23 protein-coding genes and 1 pseudogene are annotated in these 22,704 nt (G+C 35.4%); 9 read left to right on the top strand and 15 right to left on the bottom strand.

The window, feature by feature from the left end; all coding sequences use genetic code 11:
- Positions 1 to 83 precede the first annotated feature (83 nt).
- The 4 genes from QWZ06_RS06400 to QWZ06_RS27725 all read right to left on the bottom strand — a co-directional run bounded on the left by QWZ06_RS06400 (position 84) and on the right by QWZ06_RS27725 (position 3,375).
- Complete coding sequence (locus QWZ06_RS06400; RefSeq protein ID WP_290296585.1) at positions 84 to 1,679, bottom strand: histidine kinase; 1,596 nt, start codon at positions 1,677 to 1,679, stop codon at positions 84 to 86.
- A gap of 179 nt (positions 1,680 to 1,858) precedes the next feature.
- A complete protein-coding gene (locus tag QWZ06_RS06395; RefSeq protein WP_290296583.1) occupies positions 1,859 to 2,425 on the bottom strand; it encodes a cysteine hydrolase family protein in 567 nt (188 codons plus the stop codon).
- Positions 2,426 to 2,431: 6 nt separating this feature from the next.
- Complete coding sequence (locus QWZ06_RS06390) at positions 2,432 to 2,956, bottom strand: alpha/beta hydrolase fold domain-containing protein (RefSeq protein ID WP_353959939.1); 525 nt, start codon at positions 2,954 to 2,956, stop codon at positions 2,432 to 2,434.
- 14 nt (positions 2,957 to 2,970) lie between these two features.
- Positions 2,971 to 3,375, bottom strand: coding sequence for an alpha/beta hydrolase (locus QWZ06_RS27725; protein WP_353959938.1), 405 nt, complete (start codon positions 3,373 to 3,375; stop codon positions 2,971 to 2,973).
- A 144-nt stretch (positions 3,376 to 3,519) separates the two neighbouring features.
- Between QWZ06_RS27725 and QWZ06_RS06385 the strand changes: the two genes are divergently transcribed.
- The 4 genes from QWZ06_RS06385 to QWZ06_RS06370 all read left to right on the top strand — a co-directional run bounded on the left by QWZ06_RS06385 (position 3,520) and on the right by QWZ06_RS06370 (position 6,065).
- Positions 3,520 to 3,882, top strand: coding sequence for a winged helix-turn-helix transcriptional regulator (locus QWZ06_RS06385; RefSeq protein ID WP_290296582.1), 363 nt, complete (start codon positions 3,520 to 3,522; stop codon positions 3,880 to 3,882).
- Between the two features lie 155 nt (positions 3,883 to 4,037).
- Entirely contained in the window at positions 4,038 to 5,213 is a 1,176-nt protein-coding gene (locus QWZ06_RS06380) for a thioredoxin family protein (protein ID WP_290296580.1), read from the top strand.
- Positions 5,214 to 5,221: 8 nt separating this feature from the next.
- The gene (locus tag QWZ06_RS06375; protein ID WP_290296578.1) at positions 5,222 to 5,854 is read left to right on the top strand and encodes a DUF3575 domain-containing protein; all 633 of its coding nucleotides are present in this window, start codon (positions 5,222 to 5,224) and stop codon (positions 5,852 to 5,854) included.
- Between the two features lie 4 nt (positions 5,855 to 5,858).
- Complete coding sequence (locus tag QWZ06_RS06370; protein ID WP_065398796.1) at positions 5,859 to 6,065, top strand: hypothetical protein; 207 nt, start codon at positions 5,859 to 5,861, stop codon at positions 6,063 to 6,065.
- Between the two features lie 124 nt (positions 6,066 to 6,189).
- Here the strand turns inward: QWZ06_RS06370 and QWZ06_RS06365 are convergent, their stop codons facing one another.
- Positions 6,190 to 7,386: an exo-beta-N-acetylmuramidase NamZ family protein gene (locus QWZ06_RS06365; RefSeq protein ID WP_290296571.1), complete on the bottom strand. Its 1,197-nt coding sequence runs from the start codon at positions 7,384 to 7,386 to the stop codon at positions 6,190 to 6,192.
- A 4-nt stretch (positions 7,387 to 7,390) separates the two neighbouring features.
- Here QWZ06_RS06365 and QWZ06_RS06360 point away from each other — a divergent pair, with 4 nt between their 5' ends.
- Entirely contained in the window at positions 7,391 to 8,620 is a 1,230-nt protein-coding gene (locus QWZ06_RS06360; protein ID WP_290296570.1) for an ABC transporter permease, read from the top strand.
- Positions 8,621 to 8,737: 117 nt separating this feature from the next.
- Positions 8,738 to 9,720: pseudogene (locus tag QWZ06_RS06355) on the top strand (PLP-dependent cysteine synthase family protein).
- A 52-nt stretch (positions 9,721 to 9,772) separates the two neighbouring features.
- Here QWZ06_RS06355 and QWZ06_RS06350 read toward each other — a convergent pair.
- From QWZ06_RS06350 to QWZ06_RS06340, 3 genes are read right to left on the bottom strand one after another with little or no spacing between them, the layout of a single operon-like run.
- Positions 9,773 to 10,303 (bottom strand): hypothetical protein, encoded by a 531-nt coding sequence (locus QWZ06_RS06350; protein WP_290296568.1) that lies wholly within the window; start codon positions 10,301 to 10,303, stop codon positions 9,773 to 9,775.
- A 35-nt stretch (positions 10,304 to 10,338) separates the two neighbouring features.
- Entirely contained in the window at positions 10,339 to 10,641 is a 303-nt protein-coding gene (locus tag QWZ06_RS06345; protein ID WP_290296566.1) for a chaperone modulator CbpM, read from the bottom strand.
- Positions 10,642 to 10,644: 3 nt separating this feature from the next.
- The gene (locus QWZ06_RS06340; protein WP_290296565.1) at positions 10,645 to 11,559 is read right to left on the bottom strand and encodes a DnaJ C-terminal domain-containing protein; all 915 of its coding nucleotides are present in this window, start codon (positions 11,557 to 11,559) and stop codon (positions 10,645 to 10,647) included.
- A 93-nt stretch (positions 11,560 to 11,652) separates the two neighbouring features.
- Here QWZ06_RS06340 and QWZ06_RS06335 point away from each other — a divergent pair, with 93 nt between their 5' ends.
- Positions 11,653 to 12,852 carry a dicarboxylate/amino acid:cation symporter gene (locus QWZ06_RS06335; RefSeq protein WP_290296563.1) on the top strand — a complete coding sequence of 400 codons (1,200 nt, stop codon included), beginning with the start codon at positions 11,653 to 11,655 and terminating at the stop codon, positions 12,850 to 12,852.
- A 20-nt stretch (positions 12,853 to 12,872) separates the two neighbouring features.
- Here the strand turns inward: QWZ06_RS06335 and QWZ06_RS06330 are convergent, their stop codons facing one another.
- Together QWZ06_RS06330 and QWZ06_RS06325 are read right to left on the bottom strand one after the other, a co-directional pair.
- Positions 12,873 to 13,256: a DUF779 domain-containing protein gene (locus QWZ06_RS06330; protein WP_290296561.1), complete on the bottom strand. Its 384-nt coding sequence runs from the start codon at positions 13,254 to 13,256 to the stop codon at positions 12,873 to 12,875.
- A 378-nt stretch (positions 13,257 to 13,634) separates the two neighbouring features.
- Positions 13,635 to 15,164, bottom strand: coding sequence for an aldehyde dehydrogenase family protein (locus tag QWZ06_RS06325; RefSeq protein WP_290296558.1), 1,530 nt, complete (start codon positions 15,162 to 15,164; stop codon positions 13,635 to 13,637).
- A gap of 180 nt (positions 15,165 to 15,344) precedes the next feature.
- On the opposite strand from QWZ06_RS06325, the gene QWZ06_RS06320 reads away from it, so the two are divergent.
- Both QWZ06_RS06320 and QWZ06_RS06315 read left to right on the top strand, forming a co-directional pair.
- Entirely contained in the window at positions 15,345 to 15,605 is a 261-nt protein-coding gene (locus tag QWZ06_RS06320) for a hypothetical protein (protein WP_290296557.1), read from the top strand.
- A 14-nt stretch (positions 15,606 to 15,619) separates the two neighbouring features.
- Positions 15,620 to 16,270: an AraC family transcriptional regulator gene (locus QWZ06_RS06315; RefSeq protein WP_290296555.1), complete on the top strand. Its 651-nt coding sequence runs from the start codon at positions 15,620 to 15,622 to the stop codon at positions 16,268 to 16,270.
- A 118-nt stretch (positions 16,271 to 16,388) separates the two neighbouring features.
- Here the strand turns inward: QWZ06_RS06315 and QWZ06_RS06310 are convergent, their stop codons facing one another.
- From QWZ06_RS06310 to QWZ06_RS06290, 5 genes are all read right to left on the bottom strand, one after another.
- Positions 16,389 to 17,855, bottom strand: coding sequence for a RagB/SusD family nutrient uptake outer membrane protein (locus tag QWZ06_RS06310; protein WP_290296553.1), 1,467 nt, complete (start codon positions 17,853 to 17,855; stop codon positions 16,389 to 16,391).
- 4 nt (positions 17,856 to 17,859) lie between these two features.
- Positions 17,860 to 20,118: a SusC/RagA family TonB-linked outer membrane protein gene (locus QWZ06_RS06305; RefSeq protein WP_290301305.1), complete on the bottom strand. Its 2,259-nt coding sequence runs from the start codon at positions 20,116 to 20,118 to the stop codon at positions 17,860 to 17,862.
- Positions 20,115 to 20,669: a TonB-dependent receptor plug domain-containing protein gene (locus QWZ06_RS06300; RefSeq protein WP_290296551.1), complete on the bottom strand. Its 555-nt coding sequence runs from the start codon at positions 20,667 to 20,669 to the stop codon at positions 20,115 to 20,117. Before QWZ06_RS06300 ends, QWZ06_RS06305 begins: the two co-directional genes overlap by 4 nt.
- Positions 20,670 to 21,366: 697 nt before the next feature.
- Complete coding sequence (locus tag QWZ06_RS06295) at positions 21,367 to 22,230, bottom strand: RagB/SusD family nutrient uptake outer membrane protein (RefSeq protein ID WP_290296549.1); 864 nt, start codon at positions 22,228 to 22,230, stop codon at positions 21,367 to 21,369.
- Positions 22,224 to 22,700, bottom strand: coding sequence for a RagB/SusD family nutrient uptake outer membrane protein (locus QWZ06_RS06290; RefSeq protein ID WP_290296547.1), 477 nt, complete (start codon positions 22,698 to 22,700; stop codon positions 22,224 to 22,226). The genes QWZ06_RS06295 and QWZ06_RS06290 overlap by 7 nt, the downstream gene beginning before the upstream one ends.
- Positions 22,701 to 22,704: the final 4 nt, after the last annotated feature.

The raw sequence follows: 22,704 nt of genomic DNA, 5'->3' as shown, positions 1-22,704 counted from the left end.
GCAAAGCTATAGGTATAGTGAATTATATAGAGTGTATTAGGGAGTGAAAGGTGATTATTCGGGAGTGAATGGATTTTTCCATTTTATTTCATTAATGGTAAAAAACATATAAAATATTCACCATCTACAGAAATATGAAGCGGATTTTCTCTAAAATACTCATAAACCTGATTCAAATAATCAATTCCGAATTTTTCTCCCTGAACCGCTTCGGTTTTGGGTTGATAAGTATTCTTTACCGTAATACCTCTCTCCTCTACCTCTATCGTGATTTCCAATGGTTGATCTATCGTTGCAACATTATGTTTTATAGCATTTTCCGTAACAATCTGAAGAGATAAATAAGGGATACGCTTTTCTAAACTTCCGGGATCTTTTATAATGAGTTCGAAATTCAATTCTTCATCGAACCTGCTTTTTAAAAGCTCCATATATTTTTGAATAAAATCAATTTCTTTGGAAACAGATACAATATTTTCCTTTGGCGGAACAATCAGATACCTGTAGATCTTTGAAAGATTCATGGTGAATTTCTGTGCATTCTCTTTATTAATCCCAATCAACATATATAAAGAGTTCAAAGAATTGAATAAAAAATGCGGATTGATGTTATTCTTAAGTTGCTGCAACTGATTAATCACCTCTGCTTTATGCATCTTTTCATTCTCTACCAACAATAGATTTTTTTCAGACTGTATCTTTTCCTTTTCCTTATAAGCTATGCTCGTAGATCGTTGAAATAAAATAAAAACCGTTACAATCAGAAATAAAGCAGCCAGAAATATGTAAACCGTATACGCTTTTACTTTATTGGTATTTTCATCCGTAATAAAATTGACATAATTAACCACCGCATAGCCGTCGAAGTTTTCTGTTTTCAATGGTTTTATAAAGCGGGTGACTTCCATTCCTAAATATTCAGAGGTCGCAATGCCTTCAGTATATCCTGGTTTTATCTTACTGCATACAGTATCTTTTGCTTTAATATCTGTAAAATGAAAAACATTTTTTCCAATATATTTTTTTTCAGGATGGGTAATACAAACTCCTTCTTTAGTAAAAACGTATGCATAGGTATTTGAACTTTTATCTACATTGGTAAAATATTGATGAAGATCATCTAAACTTACAGTAGAGCCATAATAGAGAATATTTTTTTCAGGCAATACAAGAGAATCATAACTTACCCAAAACATACTGTCTTTACGGCTTATTAAAAAATCTTTAAAATGACCGGAACCATTATTTTTTATAGCAATGGATCCTTTTGTATTGTTTCTCTCCTTGAAAAGACCTGACAAAGGGTTATTGCTTTCATACTTTCCTGTTTTATTATTGTCATAATAATACCAGCTGTACGTTAAGAGATTTCTTTTTTTGTTTAAATCATTTAAAACCAAAGAATAATCTCTATAGTTTTTCAATCCGTCTTTTTGAATCAACTCACGAAGCAGATATTGGTAATCCTCAATATTCCTAAATTCACTTTCCACAGATTCATATTTTCTGAAGAAGGTTTTTTTTGCAAAATCTTCGGTATTTTTACGGTTATCTTCAGCAATTAAATGGCTTAAAACAGCAAAAGCCACTACTGCGATCAAGCAAGTGGATAAGGCGGCAATGTAAATGGATTTTTGGGATAAGGCGTGTTTAAAATTAATACTCAATTTCTTCTGCATTGTTATTATCACAAAAGAAAACTTGGCAATATGTGAAATAAAGCCTACATTTTACAATATCTTTTGTGGATAAATTATTAGTTTGCAAAGATATAACAAAGATTCTAGGACTATTTGGTGAAATAAAATTATCTTAAAAATTCCGATAAACAGAACTATAAATCAGTATAAAATACAATCTATAATTTATTCAATAGTTCTTCAGTACTCAGAATGGAAGCAAATTCTTCATTCAAATTAGCTAAAGCCATAAGATGAACGTTTTCTGCATCATATTTTTCTCCATGTATTCCCACTCTGTCAAAAGCGGCTGTAGCATCTGAAATTACGTACGTTTCGTATCCGAAGTTCCCTGCCATTCTTGCTGTCGTAGAAACACAATGATTGGTTGTAATCCCCACAATCACTACAGTATTTATATTTTGAGCCTCTAATTTTTCTTTCAAATCAGTGCCTATAAAAGCGCTGTTTACATTTTTAGTAATAATATATTCATTGTTTTGAGGTACAACATAATCATTAAATTCAAAACCCGGATCAGATTCATGCAATGTAGACTCAGGATTCGTTGAGCTATGTCTGACATGGAATAACGGCAAACTCAATTCTCGCCATTTTTTCAATATTTTCCCACTTATTTTTTCTGCATCCTTATTATTTCTGTTTCCGCCCCAATAGTTTTCATCAAGAAAGCCTTTTTGAATATCAATAAGAATCAAAGCTGGTTTTTTATCTCGTAAATTCATCTGTTTTTATTTAAAAAGTCTATTCATTAAGAATTTTTTATAGTCATCTGTTAAAGGACAATCAAAGAGATCAAATACATGTACTGCTCCAGGAACCACCCATAGCTCAGTGGCAACCCCAGCCTGATATAATAGCTGGGAAAATTCAATACCTTCATCTCTCAAAGGATCAAGTTCACACGCTATGATTGTTGTGCTAGGCAATGCGGAAAATTTATGATAATAGGTTAAATCAGAATAAATAATACTTTGAGCCATCTTTTCTTTTCCTAAAAAGTGTTGCCATGCTATCTCAGCATATCTTTTACTCCATAATGGAGAATCTGTAAACTCTTCCATAGAAGACGTATTCAATCTGTTATGAATTACCGGATATAATAAAAACTGATGATTTATATTATTGATATTTTGATCCGCAGCCATCTGGGTTACAGCTGCCGCCAAATGCCCACCAGCACTTGCTCCCATTACTGTAATATGATCAGGATTGACTCCAAGCTTACTTTCTCCAGCTTCAATTACCCATTTCAAAGCATCAAAACCATCTAAACAGGTATAGGAAACTGATATTGAGGAGCCAGTCTGTAATCAACAGATATAATGGTTGCTTGCAATCCATCTGCCATTTCAAACATTTGACTGTCTACCTGCTCTGGCAGACCAAAAACATAACCGCCACCATGAAAGTAGATCAATGTTCTATCTTTATTAAATTCTTTTGGTTGATAGACATGCAGTCGTATATCTGCTCCATCTACTGAACTAGGGATGAAAATATCTTTCACATTGATACGATCCGGCCGTCTAACAGGATTATTCTTTATAAACTCCCGTCTTTCCTGCTGAATGATTTCAGGACTATTCAAAAATACATTTTCATCAATTTCTAATGAATATGGAACGCTTTCCATACTCTCTTTCAGCTCCTTATTAATTCTACTACAATCCATATTTCTCTATTATAAAATTCAACAAATACCCAAAAAAACAGGATACTTCATCGATGTTTTTTATTTTTGTATACGAATTTAGTTCATCAATACTGAAGAATACAAACCTACAACAGATTGTGTGGAACGAACAAAAATGTGAGTATGAGTATTAAAGAATCATCTACCAATAACGAGAACAAAAGATCGTTGGAATCCAGCTGTTCCGAAATATATGCCGTAAACCTGATCAGTGGGCGATGGATTCTTTCCATTTGCTATCATCTCAAACGAGAGAAATTAAGGTTTTTTGAACTAAAAAACAGAATTCATAATATCTCTGAAAGAATGCTTACCCTGCAACTAAAAAAAATGGAGCAGGAAAATTTGGTTGTAAAAACGGTATATGCAGAAGTTCCTCTTCGAGTAGAATATGAATTATCAGAGATAGGAAAAAAATTACTTCCGGTTCTTAATCACCTGGAGATTTGGGGCAAGGAACATAAAGAATCTAAGAAAAAGGAGTAATTATTTCATTCTAAACAGGATACTTCTTCCATTGCTTAAAAGGTCATCATCTAAAGGGGTAAGTCTTAAAATTAGTTAATATAACCATTCAACCTTCGGATTCCATCCTGTATGTTTTGAAAATTATTTATCTTCGCTACAAATCTTATTTGAAAATGAAGAAGATCATCTCCGGGATATCTATTTTTTGCTCTATTGTCATCTCCGCTCAGGAGAGTATACAGTTTCAGGAACTGCCATTTAAAGAAATTATAGCCAAAGCCAAAAAGGAAAAGAAATTGGTTTTCATTGATGCTTATGCTTCCTGGTGTGGCCCCTGCAAAATGATGGAAAAAAATGTTTTTCCTCAGAAATCCGTTAGAGAATATTTCAATACCAACTTCATTAATGCAAGATTTGACATGGAGAAAGGAGAAGGAAGAGATCTTGCTTCTAAATTTGGGGTACGTTCTTATCCTACTTATCTTTTTCTAAATGGTGAAGGTGAACTCGTGTCCAGAAATACAGGCTACATGGAAGAAAGTATGTTTGTGGCTATGGCTCAGGATATCAATTCACAAGGAAATAAAAAAGGATCCCTCAAAGAAAGGTTTGCTAGTGGGGAAAAAGATCCTGAGTTTCTAATCAATATTATGAAGCTTAATTCTGATACTGATTACGAGTTTGCTAAAAAAGCATCTGAAAGATATTTTGAAAATAAAAAAACATCTGAACCCCTTACAAAGGATGAAATAGGATTGATGCTATTTTTCTTAAAATCAACAGAAGATTCTAATTATAAAGCTTTTGCTTCGAGAAAAGCTGAAATCATAAAATTCCTTCCTGAAGAAACCTACAATGAATTTGATGCTCAACTAAAGTTATCAAACATTGTGGAACAATCCATCGATGATAAAAATAAAAAGATCAACGATGACTACTTCATGAAAATGGCTGAACCATTGGTAGGAAAACAAATAGCAACCACAAGACTCAATCAAACCAAGCTTACCTATTATGAGCGAAATGCCAATTTCCCGGAATATGAAAAAGCAGCTTTGGATTACTACAAAGATTCAGACAAATTTAATCCCGATGAACTTTTAAGAGCAGCATGGGTATTTGTAGATCATGTAAAAACTCCATCGTCATTAAAAAAAGCAACTGAATGGGCTGAGAAGTCTGTTATGAGAGGTGAAAATTCTGAAAACACCTATATCCTTGGTAAACTTTATTTCTTAACAGGAAATAAAGATATGGCTAAAAACTATGCTGAAATGTCTAAAAACATGGCAGTTCAGGCTAATAGAGATTCAAAATTAGCTGAGGAACTATTACAACAAATAAAATAAACATATTGATGAAATACAGAGTATTAATGGCTGCTTTGGCATTCCTGAGTATAGGGTCACTAAAGGCTCAGGAGCAGGAACAAAGCGAAGAGAAAAGTTTATATGTAAAAGGTAATGCTCTTTTTTTACCAGTTGGTATTATAAATCTGGGGATAGAAAAACAGATTAGTCCTAAATATACACTTCAGGGAGATGTCTTTATCTCTCCATGGAAATCATTTTCAGGACATGAATTACAGTTTTATTCTGTTTCTGCTGAGGGAAGATATTATTTCAAAGAAGCTTTCAAACATTGGTATATTGGAGCTAACGTCTCTGTTGCTGCTTATAATGCACAGAAATGGAATTATTGGAACAACAATGCTATTTCTATATCAGACAATGGAGATTCCTTCGTTATTTCAAATCTCTATCAAAGAGGTTTTTCTATTATGTTAGGAGTCACGGGAGGTTATCAATTTCAGTTATCTGAAAGATGGAATCTTGATCTTTATGCCACTATTGGAACTGCACAAAGTTTTTATAAAGGGTATGACAGAACTACAGGAAAACGTTATGACATTGGGGTAGAAGGACTTAATAAAAGTGGTGAAATTTTGCCTTACAGAGGTGGAGTTATGATCTCTTACAAATTTAAATAATACAATGAAGCCATTCGGAAAAAATCATATTATCATTTCAGTGATCACATTTGTGATCCTTTTTTTAATGAATTACCTTGGAAATGATCTTCCAGACAAATTACAAAGAGCTTTATTAACTGCTTTTGCAGGTGTAGTCGGCTTAACAATCGGACTCTTCATATTAAATAAGGGTAAAAACGATAAAAATCCGCCCCAAAATTTTGATTAGTTAAAGTTGGAAGCTGGAAGTTACTTACAGTCGCGCTACCACTAAGTGATTTTTAAAAAGAGTAAAGTCATCCTTTTTGACCTTCCTAACTTCCAGCTTCCAGCCTCAAACCTCCCGCCCTTTATTAATCTTCGTACACAACGTACTGCGTTCTTATCTTTTCAAAATCCTCAAGACCTGCTTTCCATGAAGCTTTAATTTCCGGAATTGATTTTCCTGCAATAATTTGTTTTCTGAACTCATCCGTTCCCGAAAGAGTATCGAACCATAAGTTCTTTAAAAAGAAATCCAACTGGGGATTTTTGTAGTTTTGATAAGCCTTAATGACCCATTCAAGGTTCAGTTCTCTTAAATCCTTAGGATAATTGGACAAATCTTCGCCGTAACATAACTTCCCATTTAGGAATGGATCTTTGGCACCATAGCTTGGCTTAGGAGTAAACTGATAAGGTAAACTTTCCATCCATGGCGAGCCATATATCTGAAAAGGCTGATCCGTACCCCTTCCTACAGAAACCTGAGTTCCTTCAAAAAAACATAGACTTGGATATAAATTAATCGCTTTATCATTAGGTAAATTGGGCGATGGCTTATCCAATATCGGGTAACGTTGTTTTTTGTGATAATTCTTCATTGGGATCAAAGTATATTTCGCCTGAACTCCATTTTTCAGCCATTTTTCTCCGTTTACCATTTTTCCATACTCACCAATGGTTAATCCATAAACTACCGGAACTTCATGCATCCCTACAAAACTTGCCCATTTCTTCTTCAAAACCGGGCCATCAGTATATCCATCATGTGGATTGGGACGATCCAGCACCATTACTTCAACATTATTTTCAGCACCCGCTTCCATTAAATAAGTTAAAGTAGAGATATAAGTATAGAATCTCACCCCCACATCCTGAATATCAAAAACGACAAGATCAATTCCTGCCAATTGTTCAGGTTTCGGTTTTTTATTACTCGCATATAAAGAAACGATAGGAATTCCAGTCTTTACATCTACTCCATTTTTCACTTTAGCTCCTGCATCAGCATCTCCTCTAAAACCATGTTCAGGGGCGAAAATAGCCTTGATCTTTACTCCGTTTTTAACTAAAAAATCAACCAAATGCGTTCTATCACTCATTAACCCGGTCTGATTGGTTACAATACCAATCGTTTTATTCTTTAATAAAGGTAAATAAAGCTCAGGCTGATCTGCACCTGTTTTGAAATCCGTCTGAACTGGAGTTTGGGAATAATATTGATTGAATACTCCTAAAAAAATTAGGCAAATCAGAAGTAAATTTTTAATTTTGAAATCTAAATTCATAAGCTTGAAGTTTCCTTTATATTTCTCTAGAAAAATAGCGTTTTCCAAAGATAACAAAAATAACCTTTCGAGGGTTATCATCTTCATTGGCAGGCTTTCCGTAGCATTGGGAATTATTGTTTCCCTGATTACTGTAGCCACCGGATTCGGTTCTAAAAAAGCTATTAAAGAAAGACTGGCGGATTTCAGTGGGCACATCACTGTAAGATCTACCCGATCCAATTCTTCCTATAATACTTCAGTTTTGGATAACCAAGGTTTGAATATTGCCAAGATTAAGGAACTTCCGGATGTGGAAACTATCCAAAAATATGTAACCGTTACTGGCATTATGCGGAATGAACATAATTTTGCAGGTATTATATTTAAAGGAATCGGAAAAGATTTTGACAGCTTAAGGTTTAAAAAATTCCTTATTGCAGGAACGACTCCCAAAGTAACAGAAGTAGGTTTCAACAATGATGTTGCCATTTCACAAAAAATAGCAAATGATCTTCACCTTAAAGTCAACGACAGTATTGTTACTGTTTTCTTAAAAGCTGATCAAAAACCTCTTTATCGTAAGTTTAAAATTATCGGAATTTATAGAACAGATATCAAACTCATCGATGAACAATTTGTTATTGGTGGAATTAACCATGCGAGAAAGATTCAGGATATGAAACCTGATGAGATCGGTGGACTCGATATTTTCCTGAAGAATGTCAACGACATCGACAAAGATTTTCCAGAGATTGAAAAATTGATCGGTTATAAAAATTATGCTGAAAAAGCAACTGAGAAGTTCCCACAAATCACGGATTGGATCAGTATCTTCGATACCAACATTGCTCTTATCATCATCATCATGCTGATTGTGGTGGTTATCAATATTATTATGGTTCTTCTGATCCTTATCATTGAAAGAACCAACTCCATTGGTCTTCTTAAAACTTTAGGAGCCAGCAATGCGCAGATCAGAGCAACTTTTATCAATTATACCCTTATCATTATGATTCCTGGTCTTCTATATGGAAATGCTATCGGGTTAGGACTCATTCTTATCCAAAAATTCTTTGGAGTTATTAAGCTTAATCCTGAAAATTACTACGTAAGTACAGTTCCGGTAGATCTTAATCCTGTTGCTATTGCTTCTATTTCATTAGGGATATTGGCAATATCTGCTCTTGCTTTAATTATTCCGAGTTATCTGATCAGTAAGATTTCTCCAGTGAAGGCTATTAAATATAATTAACCTTAATACTGGGGTTTAAAATCAAGCTTTTAATTATCTGTTTTAAGCTTTAATCGCTTGTGATCTCAGTATAGATAATTTTAAAAGCATTATCTTTGCACCGCTTATAAAACATTTATGAAATACGCAAAAAATATCCTTGAAACTATAGGAAACACACCATTGGTAAAACTTAACAATGTACTGGGTGAAGATTTTCCAGCATTAGTTTTAGCAAAAGTAGAAACATTCAATCCTGGAAACTCTGTAAAGGACAGAATGGCTCTAAAAATGATCGAAGATGCCGAAAAAGACGGCAGATTAAAACCTGGAGGAACCATTATTGAGGGAACTTCCGGAAATACAGGAATGGGATTAGCATTAGCGGCTATCATCAAAGGTTACAAATGTATCTTTGTTACCAATTCCAAGCAATCTAAAGAAAAGTGCGATATTCTTCGCGCTGTAGGAGCAGAAGTTATTGTTTGCCCTACTGATGTAAAACCTACAGACCCACGTTCTTATTACTCAGTATCTAAAAGACTGGCTAAGGAAACAGAAAACGGATGGTATGTAAACCAATATGACAATTTATCTAACAGAACAGCTCACTATGAGTCTACAGCACCGGAGATCTGGGAACAGACTGAAGGAAAACTGACTCACTTTGTAGCAGGAGCTGGAACGGGAGGTACCATTACAGGATGTGGAACATTCTTCAAAGAAAAAAATAAAGATATTAAAGTAATCGGAGTTGATACATACGGTTCTATTCTTAAAGAATTCCACGAAACAGGAGAATTACATTACGACCACGCTTATACCTATATCACTGAAGGAATTGGTGAAGATATCATTCCTGAAAACTATGACATGTCTGTTATTGATCACTTTGAAAAAGTAACGGACAAAGATGGTGCGATTTATGCGAGAAAACTGGCTAAAGAGGAAGGAATTTCTGTGGATATTCTGCAGGAAGCGCTATTGCATCATTGATTCAGATGAAAGATCAGTTCACGAAAGATGATATTATCGTAGTATTACTTCACGACCACGGTTCAAGATATGTAGGAAAGATCTACAATGATGAGTGGATGAAGGAAATGGGTTGGTTAGACTAAGCAAGAATACAACACTATAAAACAGAAAATCAGAGCAAATGCTCTGATTTTTTTATGACTCATTGATATTATCTTTTAACATTGTTTTGAGTAAAGAATAATCTCTTTCGCTCATTGATTTTCTGGGAAACATATAATTGTACTTTCCTTCAAGAGAAATGAAATCATGGTGGCTGTCAAAAAACGTAAAATCTTTCCATTCGCTGGTTTCTTTTTCGCCATCAATATTGACAATGAAAAAATCCTTATCGAATCTGATTTCATACACCTTACACTTTTCGAGTGTGTTCAGATAATGATTAACCTGTTTCTTCCATCTTGAAACTTTATTAACACTTACAGACAAGTAAATAGCACAAAGCAATAAGATAAAGCTAAAAAAATATAAAATCCCCTGACTTTCTTTACTGAAATTATCTTTCAGAAGAAATGCAATCAGTAAAATAACTACTGCGGCAATCGTCGTTATTGTTTTATTTTTAGTGGTAGGAGAAAAAAGCAGACTATCCTGGTTTCCGCTAAAATAGATATCTTCAAAATTCTTTCTCTCAGGCTTTAATATAATTACCTTTTCCTCACTCATAATATACAGTTGCTTTAAAAAGCTACAAAACTAAGCTAAATATCTTCATATTGGTCACTGATCGCTGAAAGTTTATTCATCAGCTCTCGGTTTCTTCGTTTTAAAGCCTCCAATTTTTTCAGCATATTATGAATAACTTCCAAACCTGGAAGATTGATTTCAAGATCATAATGCCAGTTCGCAAATTTTTCCAGATCCGGCAGATCTTCATACATCAGATAATGGATCTCATTTTCAACCTGTATATTCAGCAGACCATACTCTACAAGGTCATCAAAAAAGGTGATTTCTATATTATATATTCTTACGAGTTCTTCTCGTGATATTCTTTCATTCATAGCCTAGGAATTTTTAAGTTGTTCAAAAAGTTCTTTCTGCTTATCGGTAAGGTTGGTTGGCAGTTTCACTTCGTAGGTTACAAAAAGATCACCGTGTTCTCCATCTTTCTTATACACCGGGAAGCCTTTTCCTTTTAGTCTTACGGTTAGCCCGCTTTGAGTTTCCGGTTTCACTTTAAGATTAACACTCCCATTCAGAGTATTTACTTTTACATCTCCTCCTAAAACTGCGGTATACAAATCGATAGAAACTTTTGTTTTAAGATCATCCCCTATTCTTTCAAAATTAGGATCCACCGGAATATTGAAAGTAATATAAAGATCTCCGCTTGGCCCTCCATTCATTCCCGGATTCCCATGTCCTTTAAGCTTTATTTTTTGCCCATCATAGACACCAGCAGGAATGATGATTCTTACTTTTTTACCATTAATTTCAAAGGTTTGCGGGTGAGTAATGGCGGCATCTTTTAAATTCAGGTTTAGCTCTGCCTGTACATCTTGCCCCTTGAACTTCCCTGAAGCCCTTCCTCTTGAACTTTTGCCAAAACCTCCTGATCCACCAAACATATTTTGAAAGAAATCGGAAAAATCTTCTCCTTCACCAAAGTCTGCACCAGAGAAACCACCACCATAGTCTTGCTGCTGATATTGTCTTTGTTGCTGCTGCTGCTGAGCTTTCTCATATTCTTCACCATGTTTCCAATGTTCTCCATACTTATCGTACTTCGTCCGATTTTCGGGGCTACTGAGGACTTCATTGGCTTCGTTCAGCTCTTTGAATTTTCTTTCTGCTTCTTTATCATCAGGATTAAGATCCGGATGCAGTTTTCTGGCCAATTTCCGGTAAGCCTTTTTGATATCATCCTGGGTTGCGCTTTTATCTACACCTAAAATTTTATAATAATCTATATAAGCCATAAAAACGATGTTTACTCAAATTTATGAAATTTAGGTCTGAAAATTGCATAGCAGAGTGTTAAAAATAAACTTATCTTTGATAAAAACCGCCACATGAAAGAGGTACTGAAAAACTATTCCGGGATCATATTTTTACTCCTGGGAATCACAATCGGAAGCATTATAGGAATTGTTGCACCGGGTTTTGTGGAATACATTAAGCCTTTGGGTGATATTTTCCTGAACCTTCTCTTTGTAAGTGTAGTTCCTCTGGTATTCTTTGCTGTATCTAACTCTATTGCCTCTTTGGAACAGCAATCAAAATTTGGAAAGATCATTCTGGTGATGGCTCTTACCTTTTTGTTTTTCATTCTTACAGCAGCTATTTTTACGATTTGTGCGGTGTATCTGTTTCCGGTTTCCGGTGTTTCAGGAAGTTCTGAAATGGTAACAGAAGCCGCGAATGATGAAAGTTGGGGAAATAGAATTGTAAGTTTCTTTACAGTAGGAGAATTTACAGCTCTTTTTTCCAGACAGAATATGCTGGCACTGCTTATTTTTGCTTTCATGACAGGATTTGCCGCCAGGAAAACAGGAGAAGTAGGGAAACCCTTCAGAGTATTCATTGCTTCAGGATATGAAGTGATGAAAGAACTTCTTTTATTGGTGATGAAGATTGCCCCTATAGGTTTGGGAGCTTATTTTGCTTATCAGGTAGCTACATTAGGGCCACAACTTTTTGGGTTTTATGCTAAACCTTTAGGATTATATTATGTTGCCGGAATTATTTATTTCCTCGTTTTCTTTTCCATTTATGCATTCATGGCAAGTGGGCAAAAGGGAGTTAAAAGTTTTTGGACGAATGCCATCTATCCTACTCTTACCGCTATAAGTACCTGTAGCAGCTTTGCTACGATGCCTGCCAATCTACAGGCAGCATCTAAAATTGGGATCCCGAATTCGATTGCGAATCTGGTAATCCCTATTGGGACGACATTGCATAAAAATGGATCTTCCATGTCCTCTATTATCAAAATCTATGTAGCTTTTTTAATTATTGGAAAAGACTTTTTTGATCCTGCCAATTTATTGTTAGCGTTAGGAATCACGGTTTTCGTAAGTATTGTAGCTGGAGGAATTCCGAATGGTGGCTATATTGGGGAAATGCTGATGATTTCAGTGTATAAATTACCTCAGGAAGCTATTCCGGCTGTAATGATTATCGGAACACTGGTAGATCCTTTGGCTACAGTTCTAAACTCTGTGGGTGATGTGGTCGCTGCCATGTTTGTCAGTCGGTTTGTCAAGGAATGACATCCCTAATTCTTTACTATTTATTCACTTCGTTTTACAGGTTCCAGATTATTATATTCTTCGGGAGTAAAAAGTCTGTATTGTACTTTAAATGTCTTTCCTAAGGGAGTTTCTAATGAGAAACCTCCTGGCCCGAAGCCATCTGTAACATCTAGCGTAAAATGAGAATATTTCCAATATTCAAAAAGATCACGATCTATCCAGAATTCATATCCGTTAATCGTTCCGATCATCGCATCATTCATTCTCGGGAAAAAGCCACCCTTTTCGAAGCACTGCGGCTGTGTTCCTTCACAGCAGCCTCCTGCCTGATAGAACATTAGTGCTCCATATTTTTCTTCAAGCTCACGAATGACTTCAAGGGCTTTTTCTGTTGCGGAAAGTCTTGATATTTGTGTTGCCATTTTTCGTTTCTTTTATTTGTAATTCTTGAATTTTAACACCTGGAATAACAGATTGATTACATGTAACATCTACTGCTATTCATCTAAAAGTCCGGCAAATATAATTTGCCGGACGTGATTACTCATCATGTTTAATTCGAGTACTTGATTCTGTCATTGAAAGTCTTCATCTTTTAGCAAATTCGGGTTTCCCCAATTGTATTGTAATCTCCGGAAGATCCGGATATAACTTCTGTTTTCCGCGTGAGGGATAGTAAGGGCGGCGAGGAACGAGCCGGTGCGGAATGAAATGGAGCACCGAAACGAAGTGAAGCCCTGCATAGCCCGACCGATTTGCCTTGGGAAAAGCCAAGGCAAGCGGGCACGTCCTACATAATATTAAAAAAAACCTAACTTATTTTTATTATAGGAGATCAACATATTTTTAGTCTGACGGTAATGGTCAAGCATCATTTTATGATTCTCCCTTCCGATTCCGGATTGTTTATAGCCTCCAAAAGGAGCACCTGCCGGATACGAGTGATATTGGTTCACCCAAACTCTTCCCGCTTCAATCTGACGCGGAATATTATATAATTGATGAGCATCCCTTGTCCATACTCCGGCTCCTAATCCGTAGATGGTATCATTGGCAATCTTTACAGCTTCTTCTTCATCCTTAAAAGTGGTAAATGCCAGTACGGGGCCGAAGATCTCTTCCTGGAAAATTCTCATCTTGTTATTTCCTTTAAAGATCGTAGGCTGAATATAGTATCCATCCTCCAGATCTTCTCCCAGATGGTTGACATCACCACCTACCAATACTTCAGCGCCTTCATCTACTCCCAACTGAATATAGGAAAGGATCTTATCTTTTTGAATTTTTGAAGCCTGTGCTCCCATCATCACCGTCTTATCTAACGGATTACCTACTTTAATTGCTTTTACCCTTTCGATCACTCTGTCGATAAAAGCGTCTGCTATTCCTTCCTGAACCAGAAGTCTTGATGGGCATGTACAAATTTCGCCTTGATTAAGCGCAAAAAGAACAGCTCCTTCAATAGCTTTATCTAAGAATTCATCATCAGCATCCATCACTGAATTGAAAAAGACATTAGGAGATTTCCCGCCTAATTCAAGGGTTACAGGAATGATATTTTCGGTAGCATATTGCATTACCATACGTCCGGTAGTTGTAGATCCTGTGAAGGCTGCTTTAGATACTTTAGGATTGGTTACTAGGGCTCTTCCAAGCTCTGCTCCAAATCCATTAACAATATTTACCACTCCTGCCGGCAATAAATCTCCTATCAGCTCCATTAGGATCATAATGGAAACAGGTGTACTTTCTGCTGGCTTTAGAACCACACAATTTCCAGCTGCTAAGGCCGGAGCCAGCTTCCAGGTTGCCATAAGAATTGGAAAATTCCATGGGATGATCTGGGCAATAACTCCCAATGGTTCATGAACAATCAGAGAAACGGTATCTTTATCCAATTCATTGTGAGAGCCTTCTTCTGCACGAATAACAGAGGCAAAATATCTGAAATGATCAATAGCCAGTGGAATGTCTGCTGCTAATGTCTCTCTGACCGCTTTTCCGTTATCAATGGTTTCTACGGTGGCTAGATACTCTAAATTCTGCTCTATTCTGTCTGCAATTTTATTAAGGATAATACTTCTTTCTGTAGCTGATGTATGTTTCCATGTCTGAAATGCCTTTTCCGCAGCATCTACGGCCAGTTCTAAATCTTCCTTAGAAGAATGAGCTACCTGGGTAAAATTCTTACCATCAACGGGTGAAACAACATCAAAATATTGGCCTTTAACGGGTGGTGTAAATTTTCCGTCAATATAATTTTCGTATCTGCTTTTGAACTCGGGACGCTGTAAAAGCGTCGTTGATCTTGGTTCTGTGAGAGTGCTCATATCAGTATTTATTTTAATTTTTCGATACTGCCAAATTACACGGATATGTGAAAAACCTATAGCACAATCGTATAAAAAAAGTGCAAAATAGTACAGAAGTCAATTTTATTATTTTATTAACAGCAACGTTGGAGCAAATTCTCTATATTTGAGTTACTAGCTTTAGTAAAATATTTAGAAATGAATAACAATAGTAAGATTTTATTAAATACTCCTGAATTACGCAAGGAAAAGCAACTATTGAGTCTTGTTGAAAACCTGACTAAATTCACTCTAAACAATTGTGAATTCAGTATCTATGAGACACATAAAGCGGCCTTTGGTGTTAAACTTCATTTTGAAAACATTGCTTTTACAGCGATGCTGAGAGGCAAAAAGCATATGAAACTGGATAATAAAACCAGCTATTTTGATTATTTCCGGGAGAAAGTATTCTGGTAGCTCCGGGGGAAACGATGGTGATTGATTTTCCTGAAGCTGATGAAACCCCTACACAATGTATTTCTTTAAGTTTAAATCCTGATTTTATAGAAGATTCTCTTAATTATTTGAATTACAGCCTTCCTAAAGTGGATGAAACTTCACAGTGGAATATTGAGCTGGATGAATATTTTCTTTTTAATAATCAAGCTCTGGCATCCGCAACAAATAACATTATGAGAATTGCGATGGATGATAATTCCCAAAAGGATATTATGGCTGATTTTGCTTTGAAAGAGCTTCTAATACGTCTTATGCAGACACAGGCCAGAAGCATTGTAGAAAGAAATGTTGTAAAGAATAAATCGAGAATCGGCTTTGTAGTAGATTATATTAAAAGAAACCTGCATCAGAAGCTTTCGATTGAGACTATTGCTAAACTGGCTTATGTGAGTAAATCGAACTTCTTTAAGATGTTTAAAGATGAGCTGGGAACTTCTCCGAATGATTTTATTCTGCAAGAAAGGATCAGCAAAGCCAAAGAATTACTCGCTGGAAGAAACAGTATTAAAGAGACAGCTTTTCAAACCGGATTTTCTGACACCAATTACTTCACCCGGGTTTTTAAACAACTGGAAGGAGTAACCCCTAAAAGTTATCAGAACACAATAATTGTTCGGGAATAAATAGCGGCAAAGAATTGAATAAATATAGAATAAAGCATTCAATACTTTGATCTGAATCTCATTGAAATAAAAAAGAGCTCCTATTTATGGAGCTCTTATATATTAAAAATATTAATTATTAATAACCGTCATTTTGCTTAATGTTCGGATTAGCCTGAACTGCAGTTACAGGAATTGGCCATTGCCATAAATCGCTGTTTGCTGCAAGAGTCTGCTTAATAGCTTTTGAACCACTACCATCAGCAATATCTCCTTTACCAGATCTCGTAACACCAAGACCTAATCTCTTCAATGTGTACCATCTGTCATTTTCAAAAGCAAGCTCTAGTCTTCTTTCTTTAAGGATAGCATCCAATAGAGCCGGTCCTGCCTCTGATCCAGGTGTAAATGAAGTATATCTCTCTTTTCTCAATTGGTTTAACAAAGTAAGAGCAGTTCCCATATCACCTGATCTGTAAGATGCTTCAGCTACGTTCAACAATACTTCTGCAGTTCTTAAATATTTGATTGGAACGATGTTTACCGGTCCACCGTTACCTGCATATTTTGTAATGTGGTTGTATGCCTTTTTGTTGTATAAAGCCGGTGTGAAATACGTAGTTTTTCTTACGTCATTAGATGCATAAGAGTTGAAGAAATCATAATCTGCAACAAACTCTGATCTGTACTGCCCGTCAATTAGCTGATTGTAAGCAACCCCTACTGTATTACGCTCAGGTGCTGCATTGGCAATCTGGAATAGAACTCCATCAGTAATTTTAGCCAATCCTTCATTTTCTTTCCAGATGCTGTTAAAATTATTCAATGTTGTAATACTTGGTGAAAGACCTAATGCTAGTTTACCATATTTTGCAGTATTAGCATAATCTCCTTTATAAAGATATACTCTTGATAATAGTCCGTATACAGCAGCTTTGCTGAATCTTCCTTTATCAGCATCGTTTTGTGTAATTTTATCAGCAGCAATTAAAAGGTCAGCAATTACTTTATCATATGCTTGTGCTACGGTAAGATTTCTAGCTGAATTATTATTTAATGGATTATAAGATTCTGAATAATAAATTCCATATTGGTTCTTTGCTGAAGAATTTTGTGTTGGAATTACAGAGTATGCTCTTAAAACATCAAAGTGAGCAGCTGCTCTGATCGCCCTAGCTTCAGCTTCTACATTATCCTTCGCTGCACCTGTTACTACTCCATTATCTAAATAAGAAAGAACAAAGTTAACTCTGCTGATTACAGCATATGCAGCACTAAACAAACCTGTTGTTTGTGAATTATCTGATGAAAATTCAAAGTTGGAAGCAGCCGCGTTAGAGTTTCTTCCTGAATCTGTAATAATAAGGTTATCAGTAGTAAGGTCTCCCATAATAAGCTGGTTCCCTGTATCACTTGTGTAATATCCTGTAGATTTGAATGCAGTATAAGCTCCATCCAAAGCTTGTCTGAATGATTCTGGTCTGGTCATTGCCTGCTCTTCTGCTTCATTCACAGATGAGATCTGATCCAAGTTTCTTTCACAAGACGTTAACGATACAAAAACGGTCAACGCAGCTAAACTTATTGTTATTATATTCTTTTTCATAAAGCTATTCAATATTAAATTCTAATTGCATTCCCACCATGATCGTTCTTACAGTAGGATAAGTATAAAGGTTAAATGATCCAGGAACGAATAATGCTGTAGATTCACCAGATCCAACAGAAACTTCTGGTTCTCCGTGGAAATTAGTTACTGTAAATAAGTTCTGTCCTTGTACATACATTCTTAGCTTATTGATTGGAGAATCTTCTCCTAGAATAGCCTTATCAAATGTATATCCTAAAGTAAGGGATCTTAATCTTAAATAATCTGATTTTTCAATCCACTGATCAGAATCACGCATACCGTTAGTATCTACTCTTTGGAATACACCTGTATCACCTGGACTTCTCCACATATTAGCAGCAGCCTGCGCCATGTTTCTACCTCCTTTAGCCAAACTTTGATCAACAGCAGCAGCATACATATTGTTATATGTGTATCCTCCTAACTTGTATGTGAAGTCTGCACTAAAGTCGAATCCTTTATATTGAATTGTCGTTCCGAAACCTCCGAAGCTTTTTGGGAAAGGAGTTTTATCTGTAATTGGAACTGCATTGGAAGCACTATATGTTTCAGTAATGTTTCCAGCTTTATCATAATATTGAGCGTTTCCGTTTGCAGCGTTTACTCCTGCGAATCTAACGTTATAGAATACATATGGAGCTTCACCTACCTTAAGATAAGTATCTCCTAAGTTTCTTTCAGTTTGTCCGTCTGATAATTTATCAAGAGTAGATTTTTGGAAAGAGATGTTAGCACGTACTGTCCATTGGAAATCTTTCTTTCTGATTACGTCTACACTTAATTCTGCTTCAAGACCTTTTTGTGACATATCTCCAGCATTGATATACTGATAGAATGCACCTTCTTGCTTATCTAGTGGTACTAGTTGTACGAAGTCTTTTCTCTTGTTTTGGTATACTTCTACCGATCCACGAATTCTTCTCTTCCACATTGAGAAGTCAACCCCTGCATTCGTTACTGCATTCGATTCCCATTTTAGATTTGGGTTACCAATGATGTAAACTTTTTCGTCTCTGTTATAAGTTCCAGGGAATAAAGCTGCGTTGTTTCCATATAAATCGAAACCAACGTTTGCTACATTGTAATAGTCAGATAATGAACCGTCATTTCCTGTTGTACCATAAGAAGCTCTAAGTTTCAAGTCATTGATGAAACCTCCTTTCATGAAATCTTCTTTTGCGATGTTCCAAGCAGCACTTGTTGACCAGAAGATTCCACTCTTATTGTTAGCTCCAAATCTTGAAGAAGCATCTCTTCTTAAAGATCCTGTTAATAAGTACTTCCCTTCATAGTCATAGTTTACCATACCCGCTAAACTGAATAGGGTATTTCTCGCTTTAACTCCGGTAAATGTATTTCTGTCAGAAGGAGTAGTGATAGATGGAACACTAAGTTGAGTAGATTTTAATCCATAAGCACTTGCTGCTAATGTTTCGTTGAAGTTATCGTTATATTCGATAAATCCTAAGAAATCAAGATTGTGTTTACCAAATGATTTCTTATAGTTTACTGAGTTATTCCATGTATAGTTGAATCCATAGAATGAGTTTTTAGATAATGAACCTGTAGGAATCTTGTTGGTCGTTAAATCCAGGTTAGATCCTTTTTTCATCCATGAAGTAGACATGAACCAGTCGAAAAGTCCATTGAAATTCGTTTTAAATTTCAATCCGTCTAATACTTTATATTCTGCGAATAAAGTTACAGGGATTCTTAATCTCTGATCTTCTACTCTGTTGTTACGGATTTGTTCCACAGTATTTGACCCGGCTCTCATTTTTTGGTTGTAGCTTCCGTCTGGGTTATAAATTGCTTCATAAGGAGCATATTTATACATCGCAGCGAATGGGTTCTGTGTATTGTTTCTGTCTCTGATATTTTGTGTAACCTGATACTGAACACCTAAGTTGATTCCAACGTTTAGCTTCTCGCTCAGTTTATTTGTAAATCCGAAGTTACCTGTATATCTCTTAAGTCCGTCTATGTCTTTAAGAATACCATTATCAGCGTCATATCCTAATGAATAGTAGAATGTACTTTCTCTAGATCCTCCTTGTGCACTGAATAAATAAGATTGGATACTTGATGGTCTCAATAAGCTTGTTTGCCAGTTGTGATCATTAGCAGCAAGCGCATCCATTTCCTGTTGACTTCTAGGCGCTACGTTAAGATATCCTAATTCATTTTGAAAGTTCATCAACTCTCTAGAATTCATCATTGTAAAGTTGTTGTCCTTCAGCTTTTCACTGAAACCAAATTTACTTTCAAATGAATAATGAGTTTTTCCAACTTTCCAGCTTTAGTTGTTACTACAACTACCCCATTTGCCCCTCTTGCACCATACTGAGCCGTAGCAGCAGCATCCTTAAGAACAGAAATAGATTCTACGTCAGCAGGGTTAATTGCACTAAACTGTCTAGCACTCATATACATACCATTCACTACATAAGTAGGTTCAGAAGAACCACCCACTCCGGCAACTCCTCTTACCATGATTGTAGCAACAGAACCTGGCTGTCCAGTAGCACTTTGTACATAAACCCCTGAAGCTCTACCTTGTAAAGAGTTTCCGATAGATGTTGTAGGAGAGTTTCTTCTGATTGCATCACCACTTACAACAGCCTGAGCCTGGGTAATTTCATCTGCCCTCTTCTTCTGGTACCCCGTAACGACTACCTCATCGATCTTATTCTCTTTTGGAATAGAATCATTCTTAGTTTTTTGCGCATAGGCAGCTTGTCCTAAAAAGAACAGAGCTCCAGCACTTAATACATGCAACTTCACATTCATATTAACAGATTTTAATATATTCAAGGGAACAAATATGTTAATAAATATTAATAACATCAATTTATTAAAACCTGAAAAAACAGCTCCAGAAAAGGATTATCCGCATATAACTCTAAAAAATGATATGAAAAAACTTCAATTATATTTTAAATTTTATAGAAAAATAAAGCATTTTAAACATTAATAGAATTTTAATGAAAAGCAAAATAAAAACCATCATCCATCAAATTAATTAAATAAATGAAAAAAATTAACAATAAATATTTATATCAACGAAAAAAATAAAACAAGCCCAACTTGATTTTTGATCAAAATCAGTGAAAAAACATATGTTTTTTACTCATATATTATTAAAAATAACCTGATAAATATCAGGAAGACCCTCTAAAAAAGCAGTTTTAGTGGAATTAAAATTAAAATTTTGTTAATAAATAGGAATTAAAAATGAGGCAAAACCAATACATTTTTAATCATATTTTCTAACTTCATTTTGGGCATTTAAATTATATTTTTCATATTTTCATTTTTAATACACCTATTATTTGTTCCAGAATTAAACTCATCAATCCCATATTCCTAATTCTTATGGGTCATAATATCATAGAAAAAGCATTCTGATCTTGAAAACGAAAAGGCTGCCCTATCGAGAAGGCAACCTTTTCTAAAACATATTAAAATTTGATTTAATCAGTACTTATTAATACCCTGGATTCTGAGTTATATTTGGATTATTTATTAATTGCCAAGCAGGAATCGGCCATAAGTCTAATCTATTAGCAAAATAAGGTCGTCCTTTACCTTCTATTACTTCTTTAGCTTTCCCAAATCTTTTTACAGAAAACCATCTGTCAGCTTCCCCATATAATTCTTTTCTACGTTCCAGTAAAACATCATCCAATGTCACTGCTGTTAATGGTGTTAATCCAGCTCTATCCCTAACCATATTAAGAGGAGTTACGGCATCACCAGTAGTCTTTAACCTGCATTCTGCTAAAGAGAGTAAAACATCAGCATATCTTACAATCTGCACATTGTCTGCTCCACTACCAGGATTACTATATTTCTTAAAATAATTTCTTCCTTGGGCGACTGCAAACATTTTCCTTTTATCATTCGGAGCAAAAACACTTATAAACTGCGGTCTTAAAGAAACTTCTCCCCTGCCACCCACAGCAGCAGGATAGAAAAAGAAAGCTTGATTTCCACCATCTGTAGCTGTAAAATTTATTTTAAAAATGTCTTCAGTTGTTGAGTTAGCAGTAAATAATGTCTCATAGTTCGGAGCAAGAGAATACCCGTTAATTTTTTCTAATATTCCTTTGGCAAGATCAAACTCTCCCATTTCCATGTAGACTTTAGCTAATAAAACTTGGCTGGCACTTAGATTTAAAAAAGTCGTAGATTCATTATTATTCTTTTTAAAAAACTCTATAGCTTTTCGTAAATCACCAATTATAAACTTATACACATCATCTCTGGAGTCTCTTTTAGGAGTAATAAGATCAAACGCAACATAAACAGGCTCTTTAACATAAGCCACTCCACCGAATAGTCTTACCAAATTAAATACATTAATGCTCTACCAGCATAAGCTTCACCAAGTACTTGATTCTTTGTTGATTCTTCAATTGTATTTCCATTAATAGGCCTTGTTTCAACTTGATCAATAATAACATTACATGTTCTTACTACGGTGTAATGTGCTCCAAAAATACGTCTTACTGACAAATTAGTATCGAGAAAGTTACTGGCTCCTGCTTCTGCAAATTCGGAAAAGGTTCCCGTATGCATGAAATCATCGGCAAAAAGCCCATCAAAGAAATGAAGTTCTCCACCATACACATAGCGATTCTGCATATCATTATATATTCCATTCGCCACTGTTCTGGCTGCAGCATCTGTTTTTATAAATGAGTCACCTGGCTGCCGGTCAGTATCCACAGTTTCATTTCCAACCATATCTCTTCCACAACTTATTATCGTTAAGAACACAGAAGAGATTAACATATATTTGATTATACTCTTTTTCATTATA

The sequence above is a fragment of the Chryseobacterium tructae genome (genome assembly GCF_030409875.1).
Lineage (GTDB): Bacteria > Bacteroidota > Bacteroidia > Flavobacteriales > Weeksellaceae > Chryseobacterium > Chryseobacterium tructae.
The sequence above is the reverse complement of the archived record's forward strand: the minus strand, read 5'-3'. Positions and strand labels throughout refer to the sequence as shown.

Coding starts and splice junctions, on each gene's coding strand:
- QWZ06_RS06345 (WP_290296566.1), bottom strand. CDS start 10,641: ATGAATGAAAGAATATCACGAGAAGAACTCGTAAGAATATATAATATA.
- QWZ06_RS06310 (WP_290296553.1), bottom strand. CDS start 17,855: ATGAAAAAGAATATAATAACAATAAGTTTAGCTGCGTTGACCGTTTTT.
- QWZ06_RS06385 (WP_290296582.1), top strand. CDS start 3,520: ATGAGTATTAAAGAATCATCTACCAATAACGAGAACAAAAGATCGTTG.
- QWZ06_RS06325 (WP_290296558.1), bottom strand. CDS start 15,164: ATGAGCACTCTCACAGAACCAAGATCAACGACGCTTTTACAGCGTCCC.
- QWZ06_RS06335 (WP_290296563.1), top strand. CDS start 11,653: ATGAAAGAGGTACTGAAAAACTATTCCGGGATCATATTTTTACTCCTG.
- QWZ06_RS06370 (WP_065398796.1), top strand. CDS start 5,859: ATGAAGCCATTCGGAAAAAATCATATTATCATTTCAGTGATCACATTT.
- QWZ06_RS06400 (WP_290296585.1), bottom strand. CDS start 1,679: ATGCAGAAGAAATTGAGTATTAATTTTAAACACGCCTTATCCCAAAAA.
- QWZ06_RS06340 (WP_290296565.1), bottom strand. CDS start 11,559: ATGGCTTATATAGATTATTATAAAATTTTAGGTGTAGATAAAAGCGCA.
- QWZ06_RS06320 (WP_290296557.1), top strand. CDS start 15,345: ATGAATAACAATAGTAAGATTTTATTAAATACTCCTGAATTACGCAAG.
- QWZ06_RS06380 (WP_290296580.1), top strand. CDS start 4,038: ATGAAGAAGATCATCTCCGGGATATCTATTTTTTGCTCTATTGTCATC.
- QWZ06_RS06350 (WP_290296568.1), bottom strand. CDS start 10,303: ATGAGTGAGGAAAAGGTAATTATATTAAAGCCTGAGAGAAAGAATTTT.
- QWZ06_RS06395 (WP_290296583.1), bottom strand. CDS start 2,425: ATGAATTTACGAGATAAAAAACCAGCTTTGATTCTTATTGATATTCAA.
- QWZ06_RS06365 (WP_290296571.1), bottom strand. CDS start 7,386: ATGAATTTAGATTTCAAAATTAAAAATTTACTTCTGATTTGCCTAATT.
- QWZ06_RS06315 (WP_290296555.1), top strand. CDS start 15,620: ATGGTGATTGATTTTCCTGAAGCTGATGAAACCCCTACACAATGTATT.
- QWZ06_RS06290 (WP_290296547.1), bottom strand. CDS start 22,700: ATGAAAAAGAGTATAATCAAATATATGTTAATCTCTTCTGTGTTCTTA.
- QWZ06_RS06375 (WP_290296578.1), top strand. CDS start 5,222: ATGAAATACAGAGTATTAATGGCTGCTTTGGCATTCCTGAGTATAGGG.
- QWZ06_RS06300 (WP_290296551.1), bottom strand. CDS start 20,669: ATGAATGTGAAGTTGCATGTATTAAGTGCTGGAGCTCTGTTCTTTTTA.
- QWZ06_RS27725 (WP_353959938.1), bottom strand. CDS start 3,375: ATGGATTGTAGTAGAATTAATAAGGAGCTGAAAGAGAGTATGGAAAGC.
- QWZ06_RS06330 (WP_290296561.1), bottom strand. CDS start 13,256: ATGGCAACACAAATATCAAGACTTTCCGCAACAGAAAAAGCCCTTGAA.